This is a genomic window from Streptomyces sp. AA4, from assembly GCF_000158875.1.
In the GTDB taxonomy this organism is placed as follows: domain Bacteria; phylum Actinomycetota; class Actinomycetes; order Mycobacteriales; family Pseudonocardiaceae; genus Amycolatopsis.
This window is the reverse complement of record NZ_GG657746.1, coordinates 6863879-6878879: the sequence shown is the minus strand read 5'-3', so window position 1 is coordinate 6878879 and position 15001 is coordinate 6863879. Positions and strand designations below refer to the sequence as shown.

The 15001-nt window shown below is 69.7% G+C and carries 18 protein-coding genes; 11 read left to right on the top strand and 7 right to left on the bottom strand.

Annotated features, from left to right (window positions below; genetic code table 11):
• Positions 1–5: 5 nt before the first annotated feature.
• Positions 6–608, bottom strand: a complete 603-nt coding sequence (locus SSMG_RS31305) for a maleylpyruvate isomerase family mycothiol-dependent enzyme (RefSeq protein ID WP_009082723.1) — start codon at positions 606–608, stop codon at positions 6–8.
• A 76-nt stretch (positions 609–684) separates the two neighbouring features.
• On the opposite strand from SSMG_RS31305, the gene SSMG_RS31300 reads away from it, so the two are divergent.
• Complete coding sequence (locus SSMG_RS31300) at positions 685–1647, top strand: sigma-70 family RNA polymerase sigma factor (RefSeq protein WP_009082722.1); 963 nt, start codon at positions 685–687, stop codon at positions 1645–1647.
• Here the strand turns inward: SSMG_RS31300 and SSMG_RS31295 are convergent.
• A complete protein-coding gene (locus tag SSMG_RS31295) occupies positions 1637–2215 on the bottom strand; it encodes a helix-turn-helix domain-containing protein (protein ID WP_037715446.1) in 579 nt (192 codons plus the stop codon). The genes SSMG_RS31300 and SSMG_RS31295 overlap by 11 nt on opposite strands.
• An 87-nt stretch (positions 2216–2302) precedes the next feature.
• On the opposite strand from SSMG_RS31295, the gene SSMG_RS31290 reads away from it, so the two are divergent.
• The 6 genes from SSMG_RS31290 to SSMG_RS31270 all read left to right on the top strand — a co-directional run bounded on the left by SSMG_RS31290 (position 2303) and on the right by SSMG_RS31270 (position 7551).
• Positions 2303–2866, top strand: a complete 564-nt coding sequence (locus SSMG_RS31290; RefSeq protein WP_037715444.1) for a trans-aconitate 2-methyltransferase — start codon at positions 2303–2305, stop codon at positions 2864–2866.
• Positions 2867–2913: 47 nt separating this feature from the next.
• Positions 2914–3126, top strand: a complete 213-nt coding sequence (locus SSMG_RS47810; RefSeq protein ID WP_353611807.1) for a class I SAM-dependent methyltransferase — start codon at positions 2914–2916, stop codon at positions 3124–3126.
• 351 nt (positions 3127–3477) lie between these two features.
• Entirely contained in the window at positions 3478–5031 is a 1554-nt protein-coding gene (locus tag SSMG_RS31285; protein WP_286156986.1) for an ABC-F family ATP-binding cassette domain-containing protein, read from the top strand.
• 83 nt (positions 5032–5114) lie between these two features.
• Positions 5115–5576: a GNAT family N-acetyltransferase gene (locus SSMG_RS31280; RefSeq protein ID WP_037715442.1), complete on the top strand. Its 462-nt coding sequence runs from the start codon at positions 5115–5117 to the stop codon at positions 5574–5576.
• Between the two features lie 65 nt (positions 5577–5641).
• Entirely contained in the window at positions 5642–6682 is a 1041-nt protein-coding gene (locus SSMG_RS31275) for an NAD(P)/FAD-dependent oxidoreductase (protein ID WP_050788329.1), read from the top strand.
• An 11-nt stretch (positions 6683–6693) separates the two neighbouring features.
• Positions 6694–7551: a sigma factor gene (locus tag SSMG_RS31270; RefSeq protein ID WP_009082710.1), complete on the top strand. Its 858-nt coding sequence runs from the start codon at positions 6694–6696 to the stop codon at positions 7549–7551.
• Here SSMG_RS31270 and SSMG_RS31265 read toward each other — a convergent pair.
• Complete coding sequence (locus SSMG_RS31265) at positions 7538–8179, bottom strand: TetR/AcrR family transcriptional regulator (RefSeq protein WP_009082708.1); 642 nt, start codon at positions 8177–8179, stop codon at positions 7538–7540. The genes SSMG_RS31270 and SSMG_RS31265 overlap by 14 nt on opposite strands.
• Positions 8180–8259: 80 nt before the next feature.
• On the opposite strand from SSMG_RS31265, the gene SSMG_RS31260 reads away from it, so the two are divergent.
• Genes SSMG_RS31260 through SSMG_RS31250 form a run of 3 tightly spaced genes read left to right on the top strand, consistent with a single transcriptional unit; the run spans position 8260 to position 10895 of the window.
• Complete coding sequence (locus SSMG_RS31260; RefSeq protein WP_009082706.1) at positions 8260–9735, top strand: NAD(P)/FAD-dependent oxidoreductase; 1476 nt, start codon at positions 8260–8262, stop codon at positions 9733–9735.
• A gap of 60 nt (positions 9736–9795) precedes the next feature.
• Positions 9796–10329, top strand: a complete 534-nt coding sequence (locus SSMG_RS31255) for an RDD family protein (protein WP_063631982.1) — start codon at positions 9796–9798, stop codon at positions 10327–10329.
• Positions 10326–10895: a hypothetical protein gene (locus SSMG_RS31250; protein ID WP_009082704.1), complete on the top strand. Its 570-nt coding sequence runs from the start codon at positions 10326–10328 to the stop codon at positions 10893–10895. Before SSMG_RS31255 ends, SSMG_RS31250 begins: the two co-directional genes overlap by 4 nt.
• Here SSMG_RS31250 and SSMG_RS31245 read toward each other — a convergent pair.
• From SSMG_RS31245 to SSMG_RS31235, 3 genes are all read right to left on the bottom strand, one after another.
• Positions 10892–11626, bottom strand: a complete 735-nt coding sequence (locus tag SSMG_RS31245; RefSeq protein ID WP_009082703.1) for an ABC transporter permease — start codon at positions 11624–11626, stop codon at positions 10892–10894. The genes SSMG_RS31250 and SSMG_RS31245 overlap by 4 nt on opposite strands.
• Positions 11623–12336 (bottom strand): ABC transporter ATP-binding protein, encoded by a 714-nt coding sequence (locus tag SSMG_RS31240; protein WP_009082701.1) that lies wholly within the window; start codon positions 12334–12336, stop codon positions 11623–11625. The genes SSMG_RS31245 and SSMG_RS31240 overlap by 4 nt, the downstream gene beginning before the upstream one ends.
• A gap of 61 nt (positions 12337–12397) precedes the next feature.
• Positions 12398–12973: a TetR family transcriptional regulator gene (locus SSMG_RS31235; protein WP_009082699.1), complete on the bottom strand. Its 576-nt coding sequence runs from the start codon at positions 12971–12973 to the stop codon at positions 12398–12400.
• Between the two features lie 204 nt (positions 12974–13177).
• Between SSMG_RS31235 and SSMG_RS31230 the strand changes: the two genes are divergently transcribed.
• Entirely contained in the window at positions 13178–13690 is a 513-nt protein-coding gene (locus SSMG_RS31230; RefSeq protein WP_009082698.1) for a response regulator transcription factor, read from the top strand.
• Positions 13691–14206: 516 nt separating this feature from the next.
• On the opposite strand, the gene SSMG_RS31225 is transcribed toward SSMG_RS31230, so the two are convergent.
• Positions 14207–14845: a LuxR C-terminal-related transcriptional regulator gene (locus SSMG_RS31225; protein WP_009082696.1), complete on the bottom strand. Its 639-nt coding sequence runs from the start codon at positions 14843–14845 to the stop codon at positions 14207–14209.
• Positions 14846–15001: the final 156 nt, after the last annotated feature.

The following is a 15001-nucleotide window of genomic DNA, read 5'->3' as shown; positions in this document are numbered from 1 at the left end:
GCCCGTCAGCGCTGCCGCAGCACCTCGACGCCGTCGCCGTCCAGGTCGCCGAGGAACCGGGAACGGCCGGTCATCGCCATGATCAGCGCGAGCGTCGGGCCGGACACGAGGGGTCCCGAGCCGCCGGAAAAGTCACTGTCGGTCGCCTCGAGGCGGAGGCCTTGGACCCGCCCCTTGGCGAGCACCACGAGGTCGGAGCCGAGGTAGTAGCGCGCCACCGCGGTGAGCGTGTCGATCGGATAGTCGCGGCGGATGCCGAGCGGACGGCGGATGTCCTCCCCGTGCACGACGGTCTCGCCGAGCATCGCCACGACCGGCAGCGGCGGTTTGGTGGTGCTGGTGATGACGCGGCGGAAGCGGGCCAGCGTGTCGGCCGGGCTGTCGCCGAGGTGCTCGGCCAGCCGCATCGCGACCTGCCGGTCGAAGTCGAACCGGCAGCGGAGGACGCCCGCCATCCAGCGCACCGGCGTGAGCGACGCGCCCGCGGTGAGGTGGGCCAGCACCTCCCGGACGGAGAGCCCCGCGCACAGCGAGGGCGTGCTCCACGCGGCGTCGGACAGGTCATCGGCCAGCGCGGCGCGTTCGGTGTGGATCTGCGGCCAGGTCATTCCAGGTCTCCTCGGTAGTCGGTGCTCGATAGTCGATGCCGGGTGAGACCGGCCGGATGCGGCAGAATCGTCGGTCGTGGGGGAATTTTCTTCGGAATCCGCGTTCACCCGAGCGGTGGCCCCGTTGCGTGCGGAACTGCGTGCGCACTGTTACCGGATGCTCGGCTCGATCCACGACGCCGACGACGCCGTGCAAGAGGCGCTGCTGCGAGCGTGGCGCGGGCTGCCCGGGTTCGAGGGCCGCAGTGCGCTGCGCACCTGGCTGTACACGGTGGCCACGCGCACCTGTCTGGATCTCATCGAGCAGCGTGGTCGCCGCGCGCTGCCAGTCGACCTGGGCCCGTCGAGCGAACAGGTCGCGTTCGAGGCCCCGCGCACCGACGTGGCCTGGCTGGGTCCCTGCCCCGACTTCCCCGCGGCCAGTTACGAACAACGCGAGGCGGTCGAGCTGGCTTTCGTCGCCGCGTGCCGCCACCTGCCGGGCAATCAGCGGGCGGCGCTGCTGCTGTTCGACGTCCTCGGGTTCTCCGCCGCCGAGATCGCCACGATCATGGAAACGTCCGTGACCTCGGTGAACTCCGCACTGGCGCGCGCCCGCCGGACCATCTCGGCGCACGTCCCCGCCCGGACTCAACAGCAAACCCTGCGCACGCTCGGCGACGCCCGGCTCCAGGAGCTGGTGACCGGTTTCGCGACCGCATTGGCCGACGGCGACGTGGACGGCCTGGTGAACCTGCTGACCGAGGACGTCACCTGGTCGATGCCGCCGCTGCCGCAGTGGTACCGCGGCCGCGCCGCCGTGACAGAGTTCGCCGTCCAGGTCCCGATCACGCGCTGCCCCAGCTGGCGCTTCCGGCTGACCAGTGCGAACGCCCAGCCCGCGGTGGCGTTCTACCTCGGCGGTTCGGCGACTGCCCCGCACGAGGCGTGGTCGATCACCGTGCTGACCTTGCGCGAGGACCGGATCTGCGACCTCACGTCCTTCCTCGGAGCCGAGCATTTCCCAGCCTTCGGGCTGCCCGCGACCGTCAGGCCTTAGGCGCGGCCCGCACGTGCGCGCGCTGCCCCTGCCGTCCGATCAGGCACAGGTACTCGACCGGTTCCGCTGACGCCGCGCCGAACCAGTGCGGGACCCGGGTGTCGAATTCCGCCGCCTCGCCGGGGGAAAGCGTCAGGTCGTGCTCGCCGAGCACCAGCCGTAGCTGTCCATTGAGGACATAAGTCCACTCGTAGCCCTCGTGCGTTTTGGGATCGGGTTCCTGTTTCTTCCGTTGTCCGGGCAGGATGAATTTGTACGCCTGGATCCCGCCCGGACGGCGCGTCAACGGCAGGATCGTCACGCCGTCCGCGCAGCTGATCGGGCGGAGATGGATGCGCGGGTCGCCGGTTTGCGGGGCGTCGACCAGTTCGTCGAGGGTCACGCCGTGCGCGCGGGCCAGCGGCAGCAGCTGTTCCAGGGTCGGCCGCCGGTTGCCGGACTCGAGCCGGGACAGGGTGCTGGCCGCGATGCCGGTCCGCGCGGACAGTTCGGCCAGCGTGATCTCCCGTTTCCGGCGCAGCTCGCGCAGCCGGGGGCCGACTGCGTCCAGGGCTCGGTCGTCGTCCATTCCCCGAGTTTGACAGATTGGCAAGTTCCCTTGCCAGTCTTGCCGGAGGGTTTGCAAGCTGGAACGGGAACGAGGGAAGGAACCGTTGTGCCGCACGCATTCGATCAGTCCTATTGGGACGAGCACTGGGCCGGCGCCGCCGGGCACGCGCGGCTCGCACCGCATCCGCAGCTGGTCGAGGAGGCGGGGAAACTCCCGCCCGGCCGCGCGCTGGACGCGGGCTGCGGGGAAGGAAACGAGGCGCGCTGGCTCGCCGAACACGGCTGGCAGGTGACGGCGGTCGACCTGTCGGAGGAAGTGCTGCGGCACGCGCGCGAACGGTCGAGCGCGGTCGAGTGGGTGTGTGCTGACCTGCTGGAGTGGACTCCGGACGGGCAGTTCGACCTGGTCGCCACTCATTACGTGCACGCCGCCGGGCCGCTGTTCGAGCGGCTGGCGGAGTGGGTCGCGCCGGGCGGGACGTTGCTGGTCGTCGGGCACCATCACGGGGAACTGCATCCGCCGGAGTCGACGATCACTGTCGAGGACGTCGGGCTGGACCCTGCGCAGTGGGTGATCGCTGTCGCGGAGAACCGGACGCGGAAGGTCCACGGCGGGGAACTGCACGACACGATCCTCTGTGCCCGCAAGGTTTCTACGCCCAACGCGTAATCGGTGGCGGCTGACAGCGGTTCGGTAGTGCACGGAGCGGCGTATGCCTGGAGATCGGCTGCGGCACCGGCGCGCACGCTGCCTTGGTGCGAGAGCTGGGCTGGACCCCGCTTGGCGTCGACCTGTCGAGCGGGATGCTGCGACACGCCCGCGCGCGGCTGCCGGTTCGGGACCACAGCGTCGCCGCGGTCGTCGCAGTTCTGGCGCACACCGACATGTCCGCGTATTCGCCATGCTGCGCGAAGTGTCGAGAGTGCTAAGGCCTGGCGGAGTTTTCGTGCACGTCGGCGTCCATCCGTGCTTTTGCGGCGGGTTCGCCGACCGCGGCGACCCGGATTCCGCGACGCCGGGCTGACTCTCGACCGCTTCGCCGAGTCCGGGACTCCGCTGCCGGTCGTGCTGGCAGTGCGCGCTGTGCACCGTTAATTCGGATGCGCGCCGCTCGGACGATCTTTACCCTGGCGATCGTGATACAGCACCAGTTCTACCTCTGAGGGTTCACCGCCTCCACCGGTACCGCGCGCGTTCGCGGCACCGGCCCTCGTCCTTGTCGCTGATCACGTTTCTCCGGAGGCAATTCCCTCATGACCTCTCCGCTTTCGCCTGCGCTCGTGCGCACGGCGCATATCCGGCTGTCCGACGTCCACGTCGCCTTCGGCGGCCGTCCCGTGCTCGCTGGGGTCGATCTGGTCGCCGCGGCCGGCGACCGGGTCGCCGTTGTCGGCGAGAACGGCCGGGGCAAGACCACCCTGTTGCGCGTACTGGCTGGCACTCAGCCGGTCGATCACGGCGAGGTTCGCCGGGCGGGCACGATCGGCGTTGCCGACCAGCAGATTCCGTTGGGAGACCAGGAAACTGTCGGCGATCTGATCGATCTCGAACTGGCGGCCGTACGCAATGCACTGGCCTGCTTGGAAACCGCGACGACCGCGCTCGCCGAAGGACAGCCCGGTGCCGAGGAAGTGTTTGCCCAAGCCCTTTCGGACGCCGAAGCGCTCGACGCGTGGGACGCGGATCGGCGGGTCGAGGTTTCGCTGGCCGCGCTGAACGCGGTCGACGAGCGGAGCCGTCCGCTCGGCACGTTGTCGGTCGGGCAGCGGCATCGGGTCCGGCTGGCGTGTCTGCTCGGCGCGGGGCATTCCGTGCTGCTGCTGGACGAGCCGGCCAACCACCTCGACGCGTCCGGTCTCGCGCACCTCACCGACCGGCTGCGTGCGTACCCGGGTGTGGTCGTGCTGGTGAGCCACGACCGGGCGTTGCTCGCCGACGTCGCCACGTCCTTCCTGGACCTCGACCCATCGAGCGACGGCCGTCCGCGCGGCTACGGCGGTGGCTATGCGGCGTACGTCGAGGCCCGGCAGTCCGAACGGGCTCGATGGGAGGCACTGCACGCCGAGCAACTAGCCGAACGACAGCGGCTCGCGGACGACCTTTCCGCCGCGCAGAACCGATTGCGGGACAACTGGCGTCCGGAAAAGGGCCACGGCAGGCACACGCGCGCAACTCGCGCGCCGGGTTTGGTCCGCGCGGTGCACCGGCGGCAAGAGGAGTTGAACGCGCACGTCGTGGCCGTTCCGCCACCGCCAGCGCGGTTCGTCCTGCCGGAATTGCCGCAGCACCAAGGAACAGTCGCGGTTCGAGCGGCCAGGGTGGCCGTCGCCGGACGGCTGGACCAGCCGGTCGACCTGACCCTCGGCGGCGCGGACCGGCTCGTCGTCACCGGGCGGAACGGGGCGGGAAAGTCGACGCTGCTGGCGGTTCTGGCCGGGAGACTGGAACCGACGTCGGGCACGATCACGCGCGCCCGGTCGGTGCGGATCGGCTGGCTGGGCCAGGAATCCGACCTCCCGGCCCGGCGCACGCCTGCCGAGTTGCTCGAGCAACGCTTCCCGGGCGCGGCTGATTCCGGCTTGCTCAGCGGATACGACCGGCACCGCCCGATCGCCGAACTGTCGACCGGAGCCCGGCGGCGGCTGGATCTGGCGCTGGTCCTGGCGGCGCGCCCGCAGGTACTGCTGCTGGACGAGCCGACGAACCACCTGTCCGCGACGCTGGTCGACGAGCTGACCGAGGCCCTGCACGCGACCCCGGCCGCGGTGGTGGTGGCCACGCACGACCGGCAGTTGTTGCGCGACACGGCTTCCTGGCCGAGGCTGGCGCTCTGAACCGCTCCGAGGTGGCGTTGGGTGCGCTCAACGTCACCTCGGGCGCTAACCGCCCCGAAACATCCGCCGGGCAGCCTGGAGCCATGCCCCTGGTGATCGAGCGAGCCGACTTCGCGAACCCGCAACTCCGCACCTTCCTGCAGGCCCACCTGGACGATCTCGCTCCGACCGCTCCGCCGGAGAGCCGCCACGCCCTCGATCTGGCCGCGCTCCAGCGTCCCGGCATCCGGCTCTGGACCGTCCGAGACGGCCAGCACCTGGTCGGCACCGCCGCCCTGGCCGCGCTGGAACCCCGGCACGAGGAACTGAAAAGCATGCGCACCGACCCCGCTCGCCGCGGGCAAGGCATCGCTCGCACGCTGCTCGATCACCTGCTCCAGGACGCCAAAGACCGCGGCATCGAACGCGTCTCCCTGGAGACCGGCAGCATGGACTTCTTCGCCCCGGCCCGCGCTCTGTATACGCGAGCGGGCTTCACCCCGTGCGCACCGTTCGGAAGCTACCGAGACGACCCGAACAGCACGTACCTGTCCCTCCGTCTCTGAAGCTGTCACAGATCTTCCGCGCCCGGTGTCCATCTGCCGAACACCCGAGAGCGGAGGAGGACCGCATGACGACGACAGTGCTCGGCGGGGGATACGCCGGGGTCATGGCCGCGAACCGGCTGGCGGGGCGCGGCGAAGAAGTGGTGCTGGTCACGCCGAATGCGTGGTTCGTCGAGCGGATTCGCCTGCACCGCGTGGCAACTGGCCTCCGGGAGAACGCCCGGCTCGACCTGGAAACCGTGCTGAACCCGGCCGTCGAGGTCGTCCGCGACACTGCGACCAAGATCGGCGACGGCAAGGTCCAGCTGGCCTCCGGCGAAAACCTGCCCTACGACACCCTCGTTTACGCGGTCGGATCCGGGGCCAGCGACCACAACGGCGCCTACCGGATCGTCTCCGAGGAGGAATCCGGACGGTTCCGCGCCGCCCTCGCCGAGGCACCGGACGCGCCGGTCACCGTCGTCGGCGCGGGCCTGACCGGCGTCGAGCTGGCCGGGGCACTGCGCGAGGCCGGACGCGCGGTGAAGCTGGTCTCCACTGCCCCAGAACGCCGTGCGATCCAGGCGCACCTGCGGTTTCTCGCCAAACAAGGGGTCGAGATCGAGCTTGGCCGACGCGTCGATCCGGCCGCGCTCGACGGGCTCGTCGTGGACACCACCGGCTTCACCGTGCCGAGCCTCGCCGCCGATTCGGGACTGCCGGTCGACGGCTTCGGCCGCTTGCTGGTGGACGAGCAGCTCACCGTCCCCGGACACCCGAACGTCCTCGGCGCGGGCGACGCCGTGCACCTCGCATCGCCCAGTTACCTTCGCGCCGCGTGCGCGACGGCGTTGCCGATGGGCGCCCACGCCGCCGACGTTCTCACCGCGCGCCGCGAAGGGCGGGCCGGGGAAGCGTTCCGGATGGGCTACGTCCTCCAGTGCACCGATCTCGGCAGCGGACGAGGTCGCGTCCAGTTCCTGCATCCGGACGACACCGAGCGCGCGCTCGCGATCGACGGGCGGGCAGGCGGGCTCGTCAAGGAGACGATCTGCCGGATGACCGTGCGATGGCTGACCCAGGAACGGGACCGCGCGGGTCGCTACTCGTGGCCGGCCGGCGCCTAGAGTTGGCCGGCATGGACCACGGTGCCGTCTTCACCGCGCATCGGTCGACGATGCTCGCCGCCGCCTTCCACATCACCGGATCGCGCCACGACGCGGAGGACGTCGTGCAGGACGCGTGGGAAACCTGGTCCCGGGCGGACCTCGCCACGGTCCGCAAGCCGCACGCGTTTCTGTCCGTGATGGTGTCGCGGCTGGCGCTCAACGCGGTTCGCGCGCAGCGGCGCCGGCGCGAGAACTACCCCGATCCCTGGCTGCCGGACCCGGTGGTCGAAGGGGATTCGCCGGAGTGGGAGGTGCTGCATCGCGACGGTCTGGGCCAGGCGCTCGACTTCGTGCTCAGCACGTTGACGCCGGAGCAGGCGGCCGCGTATGTTCTGCGCAAGGTCCTCGACGTCGACTACCCGTCGGTCGCCGAGGTACTGGAGACGACGCCCGTCGCGGCCCGCCAACTCGTCTCGCGCGCGCAACGGGCGGTGACCTCGGCGATCGGCGATTCCTTGCCGGATCAGGGAAAGCGCGACGCCGAGGCGCTGGCGAAGCTGGCCGACGCGGTGCTGTCCGGCGAGATCGAGAGGGTCGCCGCGTTGCTCGCGCCGGACGCGGTCCTGTACTCCGACGGCGGCGGCAAGGTGCTGGCCGCGCGCAAGCCGTTGTTCGGACCGGACCGGATCGCGCGGTTCCTCCTCGGAATCTCCACGATGGAGGAGGTGACGATCGTCCCGGCGATCATCAACGGCAGCGCTGGCGCGGTTTTCCTGCAGGACGGCAAGGCGACGACCACCGTCACGGTGCGAGCCGGAGCAAAGGGCGTGTCGACGCTGTGTTTCGTGCGCAACCCCGACAAGCTGACCGAGATCAGTCTCGCCTAGCCGCGATCCCGTCGTACATCATCCGCCGCACGGCCTCGCTCAACCGGCGCTGTTCGTCGGGGTCCGGATTGCGCAGCGAGGCGATCGCCGACGCCAGGATCATGCCGTTGATCGCCCGCGCGCTGTTCTCGATGTCGAGATCCGCGCGCAGGTACCCGAGTTCGACGCCGTGCGACAGGTACGCCGCGGTCAGCTCGGTGGCCAGTTCGAAGAAGTCCAGTACCCGCGCCGCCATCGCTTTGTCGATACCGGCGGCTTCGAAGAGCAGCAGCCGCGGGACGCGCGGGTCCTCGCCGAAGATCTGCGCCAGCGCGTCGCCGATCCGCGCGGTCTGCTCGCGGTAAGCGTCCAAAGTAGACACCGCGTCCGGCGCGTTCTCCGCGGTGAGCGCGGTGACGATGCGGGCGACCAGGTCGTCGATGACGTGGTCCACGATGTCGCGCTTGTTCTGGAAGTAGCGGTAGAAGGTGCCGTGCCCGATGCCGAGCTTCGTGGCGATGTCGGAGATGCCCGTGGCGTGGTAGCCGAGGTCGGCGAAGCAGTCGAACGCCGCGTCGATGATCTCGCGGCGCAGTTCCTGCTTCTTGCGCTCGGCTCGGGTGGTGCGGGCGCTCTCCTGGGCTGTCACGCACTGCAGTGTATTGCCAAGCTCGGCCAAGTGACATACCGTTCCGTTACTGACAAGTAGTTCCGGACGAGAGGTCGGACATGGACGCGCAGTACGACGCAGTCATCGTCGGCGCGGGCTTCGGGGGCATGGGGGCGGCCATCCAGCTGCGCCGCCTCGGCTACCGCGACCTGCTGATTCTCGACCGCGAGGACGACCTCGGCGGGACCTGGCACGTGAACCGGTATCCGGGGCTGGCCGTCGACATCCCGTCGTCCACCTACTCCTACTCGTTCGAACCGAATCCGTACTGGTCGCGGCTGTTCGCGCCGGGCGCGGAGCTGAAGAAGTACGCCGAGCACGTCGCCGACAAGTACGGCCTGCGCGCCTCGATGCGCTTCGGCACGGTGGTGACCGGCGCGACCTGGGACGGCTCCAGCTGGCGGGTCAGCATCGAAGGCGGCGAGACGGTCACCGCGAAGTACCTGCTCACCGCCACCGGGTTCCTCTCTCAGCCGAAGATGCCGGACATCGAGGGCATCGAGAAGTTCGCGGGCAAGGTCATCCACACCACGCAGTGGGACGACAGCTACGACCTGACCGGCAAACGCGCCGCGGTGATCGGCACCGGCGCGACGGCCGTCCAGCTCATCCCGGAGATCGCCAAGGCCGCCGCGGAACTGACGGTCTACCAGCGCACGCCGATCTGGGTCAGCCCGAAGCCGGACTACGCCGTGCCGAAGCCGGTGCAGCAGGCGTTCGCGAAACTGCCGCTGGTGCAGCGCGCGGTGCGGCTGGCGGGCAGTTCGATCCTGGAGCTGATGATGATCTCCGGCGTCGTGCAGTACCGGCAGTTCCGCGGGGCCAACCGGATCGCCGAACGCTGGTGCCGCGCGCATCTGTACCGCCAGGTCCGCGACCCGGAACTGCGCCGCAAGCTGACGCCGGACTACTCCTTCGGCTGCAAGCGGCCGGCGTTCTCCAACGACTACTTCCCGGCCTTCACCCGTCCGCACGTGCATCTCGAAACCACCAGCATCGAGCGGATCGACGAGTCCGGGATCGTCACCGCGGACGGCAAGCGCACCGAGATCGACACGCTCGTGCTGGCCACCGGCTTCAACCTGTGGGACACGAACTTCCCGGCGATCGAGATCATCGGCCGGGACGGCAAGAACCTCGGCAAATGGTGGCGCGACAACCGGTTCCAGGCGTACGAGGGCGTGACCGTGCCCGGCTTCCCGAACCTGGTTTCGCTGAACAGCCCGTATTCCTACAGCGGCCTGTCGTACTTCACGACCATCGAATGCCAGATGAAGCACATCGACCGGCTGTTCAAGGGGATGCGCGCCCGCGGCTCGGACGTGTTCGAGGTGACCCAGCGGGCGAACGACGAGTTCCTGGACCGGATGAAACACAAGGTCGGGCACTCGGTGTTCGCGCTCGGCCAGTGCGCGACGGCCAACAGCTACTACTTCAACCAGCACGGCGAGGCGACCCTGCTGCGTCCGACGTCTACGATCAGCGCGCACCGCGAGGCGGTGCGGTTCCCGCTGGAGGATTACAGCTTCGCCTGAGCCCGGGTGAGGTGTGCCGGTCCGGGGAACCTCCGGCCCCCGATCGGCGTCGAGGATGGCGTGAACACTCAGCAAGACGTCCTGGCCAGCCTCCGCACGCAGGCCGAGCCTGCCCTGGGCAAGGGCGCGGCGGCGCGGATCCGCGCCTTCGAGAACGGCGACCTGTATGTCGAGGCGCGCACCGCGTCCACGATCTGGGCGTGGCTGGTCGACTTCCTCCTGGTCACCGGCCTCTCGGTGGCCGCGGCGGTGGCGTACTACGCGAAGTCGAACGCCGTCGACGCCGCGGTCGGGGCGAGCGTGATCGGGATCGCGGGGCTGTTCGTCCTGCCGCTGCTGTACGGCTGGTTCTACGGCAACGGACGCGGCCTCGGCGCGTTGTTCAACGGCATTCGCCTGGTCCGGCTCCGCGACGGCGGCCGGATCGGGCTCTGGAAGGCGGGCTGGGCGATGCTGATACGCACGCTCGGCTTCGTGATCATCGCGCTGGGTGTGCTGAACGGCGACGTCACCGTGACGAACGGGGTCCGCACGAGCATCGACGTCCGCGAGACCGAACGGCTCCGCGCGGCCGGGTTCGTGCGGAAGCCATGAGCGGGTACCAGGTCCGCGCGGTCGCGGACACCCCCGAACAACGGCTGCGCGACTACACCACCCGGCTGCAGGCGATCGTCACCATGCGCCGGGTCTACCGCGTGATGACGGCCAGCCTCGCCGGGCTCTTCGGTCTCAGCGGGCTCCTGGTCGGGATGCTGGCGCATTCCGCCGCGGGAGGGTTCAGCCTGGCGGGCGGCGGTGTCTTCTTCGCGGTTTTGTGGCTCGGCGGAGTCTTGATCTGGCGTGCCAGGCCGGCGACCGAACGCGCGTTGAATCCTGGTTCGCATCCGCCCGCCGGTCGAACGCCGGGGAACGTGCGGGGAGCTTTCTTTGCCGCGGCGGGGATGGGTTGTTTGACGGCCGTCGTATGTGGACTGTCCTTTATGTCCTCTCCGCCCTCGGACGCTGAGCTGAAGCTGGCGATCATCGGGCTCGGTACCTTCGTGGTCTTCGCGGTTTTGTTCGTCCCGCCGGGATACGTCTACGCGCAGTCCGATCAGTACTTCGCGAAATGGCTCAACCGCAACCGCGCGGCTTACGAGGCAGCGGCTCGGCGGCTTTAAGGCGTGCGACGGCGCAGCGTCGCCGCGCCGAGTCCCAACGCCAGCACCGCGCAGCCGAGCACGATGAGGATGTTGCGGGTCAACGATGTCGTCCAGGCCGAGCTGTGCGTCACCTGGGTGAGCGCTTCGACGGCGTAGGACAGCGGCATCACGTCCGACAGCCAGTGCAGCACCCAGCCCATCTGGTCGCGCGGCTGGAAAAGCCCGCACAGCAAGGCTTGCGGCAGCACGAACAGCGGCATGAACTGCACCGCCTGGAACTCGCTCGTCGCGAACGCGCTCACGAACAGCCCCAGCGCCATGCCGAGCAACGCGTCGAGTGCGGTGATCAACAGCAGCGACCACACCGAACCGGCCACCGTCAGCCCGAGCCACCACAGGCTGACCGCTGTCGCGACCGCCACCTGCAGCACCGCGACCAGGCCGAACGCCAGCGCGTACCCGGCGAGCAGGTCGAATTTCCCCAGCGGCAACGTCATCAGCCGTTCCAGGGTGCCCGCGGTGCGTTCGCGCAGGGTCGTGATCGACGCGATCAGGAACATGATCACGAACGGGAACACGCCGAGCAGTGCCGGCGCGATCCGGCTGAACACCTCAGCTGAGTTGAACACGAAGCGCAGCAACACCATCAGCAGCGTCGGCACGAGGATGAGCATCACGACCGTGCGCGGGTCGTGCCGCAGCTGGGCGAGGATGCGGCGAGTGGTGGCGAGAGTGATCGAGGCAGTCATCGCTGAGCCTTCACGAGGTGCAGGAACGCGCGTTCGAGGTCTTGTTCGCCGGTGGCCGCGCGCAGGGCGTCCGGAGAATCGTCGGCGAGCAGCGCACCGTCGCGCATCAGCAGCAGCCGGGTGCACCGGGCGGCCTCGTCCATGACGTGGCTGGACACCAGAAGCGTGGTGCCGTCCGCGGCGAGGCGATGGAAAACGTTCCACAAATGCTCGCGCAGCAACGGATCCAGCCCCACGGTCGGCTCGTCGAGCACGAGCAGCTCGGGTTCGCCGAGCAGCGCGACGGCGAGGCTCGCGCGGCTGCGCTGGCCGCCGGAGAGCCGCCCGACCAGTGCGTCCGCGTGCGAACCGAGGCCGACCTGCTCGATCGCGTCGCTCACCGACCGGGCCGGCGCGCCCAGCACGGCGGCGAAGTAGCGCAGGGATTCGGTGACCGTGAGGTCGGCGTAGACCGCCGGCGCCTGCGTGGCGTACCCGATCCGCTTGCGCAACCGGCGGCTTCCGGCGGGTTCGCCGAGCACCGTGACCGTGCCGCCGTGGGTCACCTGCACGCCGACGACGGCGCGCATCAACGTGGTCTTCCCGCAGCCGCTCGGTCCGAGCAGCCCGGTGACCGAACCGGGCTCGACGCGGAAGCTCACGTCGCGCAGCACTTCCCGGCCACCGCGGACGACGCGCAGGCCGTCGATGACCACCGCGGAATTAATCATGCGGTTAATTCTGCGCGCGCGGAATTTCCCTGTCAAGCGCGGACTGGCGGATCAGCCGAGGTCAGGTGCGGTCGACGTACTGCTGCACCGCCGGAGCGATCAACGCGACGACGTCCTCGTGCGAGGCCCCGGCGAGAGGTTCGACCTGGATGACGTAGCGGACCATGGCGAGCCCGACCAGCTGGGCGGCGATGCCGGTGACCCGCAAGGGCGGGATGTCGAGCGCGTCGGCGATCTTGTCGAGCAGCGCGCCCTGGATGAAGCCGCGCAGCATGTCCGCGGCCTGTTCGGTGGTGGACACCGAGCGCAGCACGCCGAAGAACGCGTCGCGCGAGGCCGGGGTTTCCCAGAGCGTGAGGAACAGCCGGACGAGCCGTTCGCCGACCTCGGCGCGCGGCCCGTCGAGGATCGCGGCGACCACGACGCCGGGGTCGGCCGGGAGATGCAGCGCGGTCGCGAAGACCTGGTCCTTGCTGCCGAAGAAGTGGTGCACGAGCGCGGGATTCACGCCCGCCTCGGCGGCGATCGCGCGGATCGTCGCGCCCTCGTAGCCGTTCCGCCCGAACAGGTCCCGCGCGGCGGCCAGAATGGCCTCCCGCGTCTCGGTCTGCCCGGGGCGGCGTCCCGTCCGTGCCATCGGCGTCCTTTCGTCCGCTCCAGTATCGCGGGACCATGGGCGTACAGCTGGCTGTGCCTGATCTTTGCCTCGCCGGTCTTGACTCCGGGGCCGGACAGGAGGGGGAGCAATGAACGAGACAGCGGTCCGGGTGCTGATCCGAGCCTCGGATCCCCTTGCCGACACGGGGATCCGGAGCTGGCTGCAGGCCCGGCCGGAGTTTCCGTGGCGACCGACGAGGCGGACGTAGTCGTCGTCGCGGCCGAGTTGCTGTCGGTGGCGGTGACGTCGACGTTGCGCGGGCTCAAGGCCACTGTGGACGCTCCGGTGGTCCTGCTGGCCAACGAGGAGGCCGCAGGCCCGGCGGTGCTGACCGCGGTGGAGTGCAACGTGGTCGCCCTGTTGGACCGCGAGCGCACGTCGAGCGAGCAGTTGGCGGCCGCGGTGCTGACCGCCGCGCACGGCGGAGCAATCCTTCCCCCGGCGGCGCTGGGCACGCCGCTCAGCCACGTCCGCCGCCCGACCCACCCCCGGCCGACGCACAGTTCCGGCCTGACACAACGGGAAATCGACGTACTGCGGCTGCTGGCCGAAGGCCTCGACACGGCGGAAACCGCGGAGAAAATCAACTTCTCGGAGCGTGCGGTGAAGAAGGTGATCCACGATCTGTCGCAACGGCTGGACCTGCGAAACCGCACGCACGCGGTCGCTTACGCACTTCGCAACGGGGCGATTTGAGGCGGGTGGGGTTTGGCAGGAAGTCGTGGGCGGTTGGCTGCGCTGTGCGGTCGTGGGGGCGGGGTCGGCGGGAGGTTGGGGTTTGGGCTGCATCGCGCATGCTTGAGGCTTCCGGCCGCCGCGTGAGCCCGGTGGGTGGGTTGTGCGGGAGGTCGGGCTTCTGACTGTGCCGCGCGAGCGCGGAGGAGAAGGCCCGCGCAAGCTTGAGGCTTCCGGCCGCCGCGTGACCTCGGCGGGTGGGTTGTGCGGGAGGTCAGGCTTTGGGACTGCGTCGCGGGGCCCCGGCGAGCAAGGCCCTCGAAAGCTTGAGGCTCCCCGCTATCTCGCGCGACCGCGGCGGGCAAGGTCTGCGGAAGTCGGGGCTTGTGGCTGTGCCGTGCGGTCGCGGCGGGCAAGCCATGCGACGACCGCGCCCCTCGCTGCATTCACGCGCCCGGCGGGCAAGGCCTGCGAAACCCGAGACTCCCCGCCGCCCGGCGCGGCCGTCCGAGCGCGGCCGAGAAACGGGGCGGGCGCTCAGATGATGCCGGTCCGCAGCGCGTACGCGACCGCGTGCGAGCGGTTTCGCAGGTCGAACCGCACGAGGAGCGTGCTGATGATGTTCTTGATCGTCCGTTCCGAATACGCCAGCCGCTCGGCGATTTCGACCGTGCCCAAACCGTCCGCGAGGAGGCCGAGGATTTCCACCTCTCGGCTCTGCAACCGGTGCCGGTCGAGGAGGCCGCGCGGGTACTGGGCCTCGCCCTCGCTGGTGCGGAACTCGCTCGCCAGCCTGGCCGCGCGGACGTCTTCCGGTTCGCCCGCGGGCACCCGGGCGGCCAGCGCGTCCAGGAGCTTCTCGCGCGTCGCGGAACCCCGGTACAGCGCCGCGGACAGGCCGAATCCGCCGAGTCTGCTCAGTTCGGCCTTCTCGATCCGGTCCGCGACCAGCACCGCGCGCACGTCCGCGACGAGCGTGGTCCGGCGGATCCGCGCCAGGTCGAGCAGGGTTTTCTCGCGGACCTCCGGCACGATCACGAGCAGGACGTCCGCGCGCGGGACCTCGCCGGGAGCCAGCACGGCATAGCGGGCCGCGCCGCGCAGGTAGGCGGCGGCGCCCTCGCCGCTGATCGGATCGGCGGCGATGATCGCCACTCGTTCGGGCAATGCGCTCATGTCAGCTCACAGACCAGTCGTCCCGGCGCGCAGGGTCGATCTGCCTCGGCAGTCCATCGTCAGTTAAGGAGGTAATTGAACGTTAGTACCTGTAACCCTCGTTGCACGATAGCACTAGACGGGAGTCCAGTGCTGGTAATTGCCCGCACGACCGGA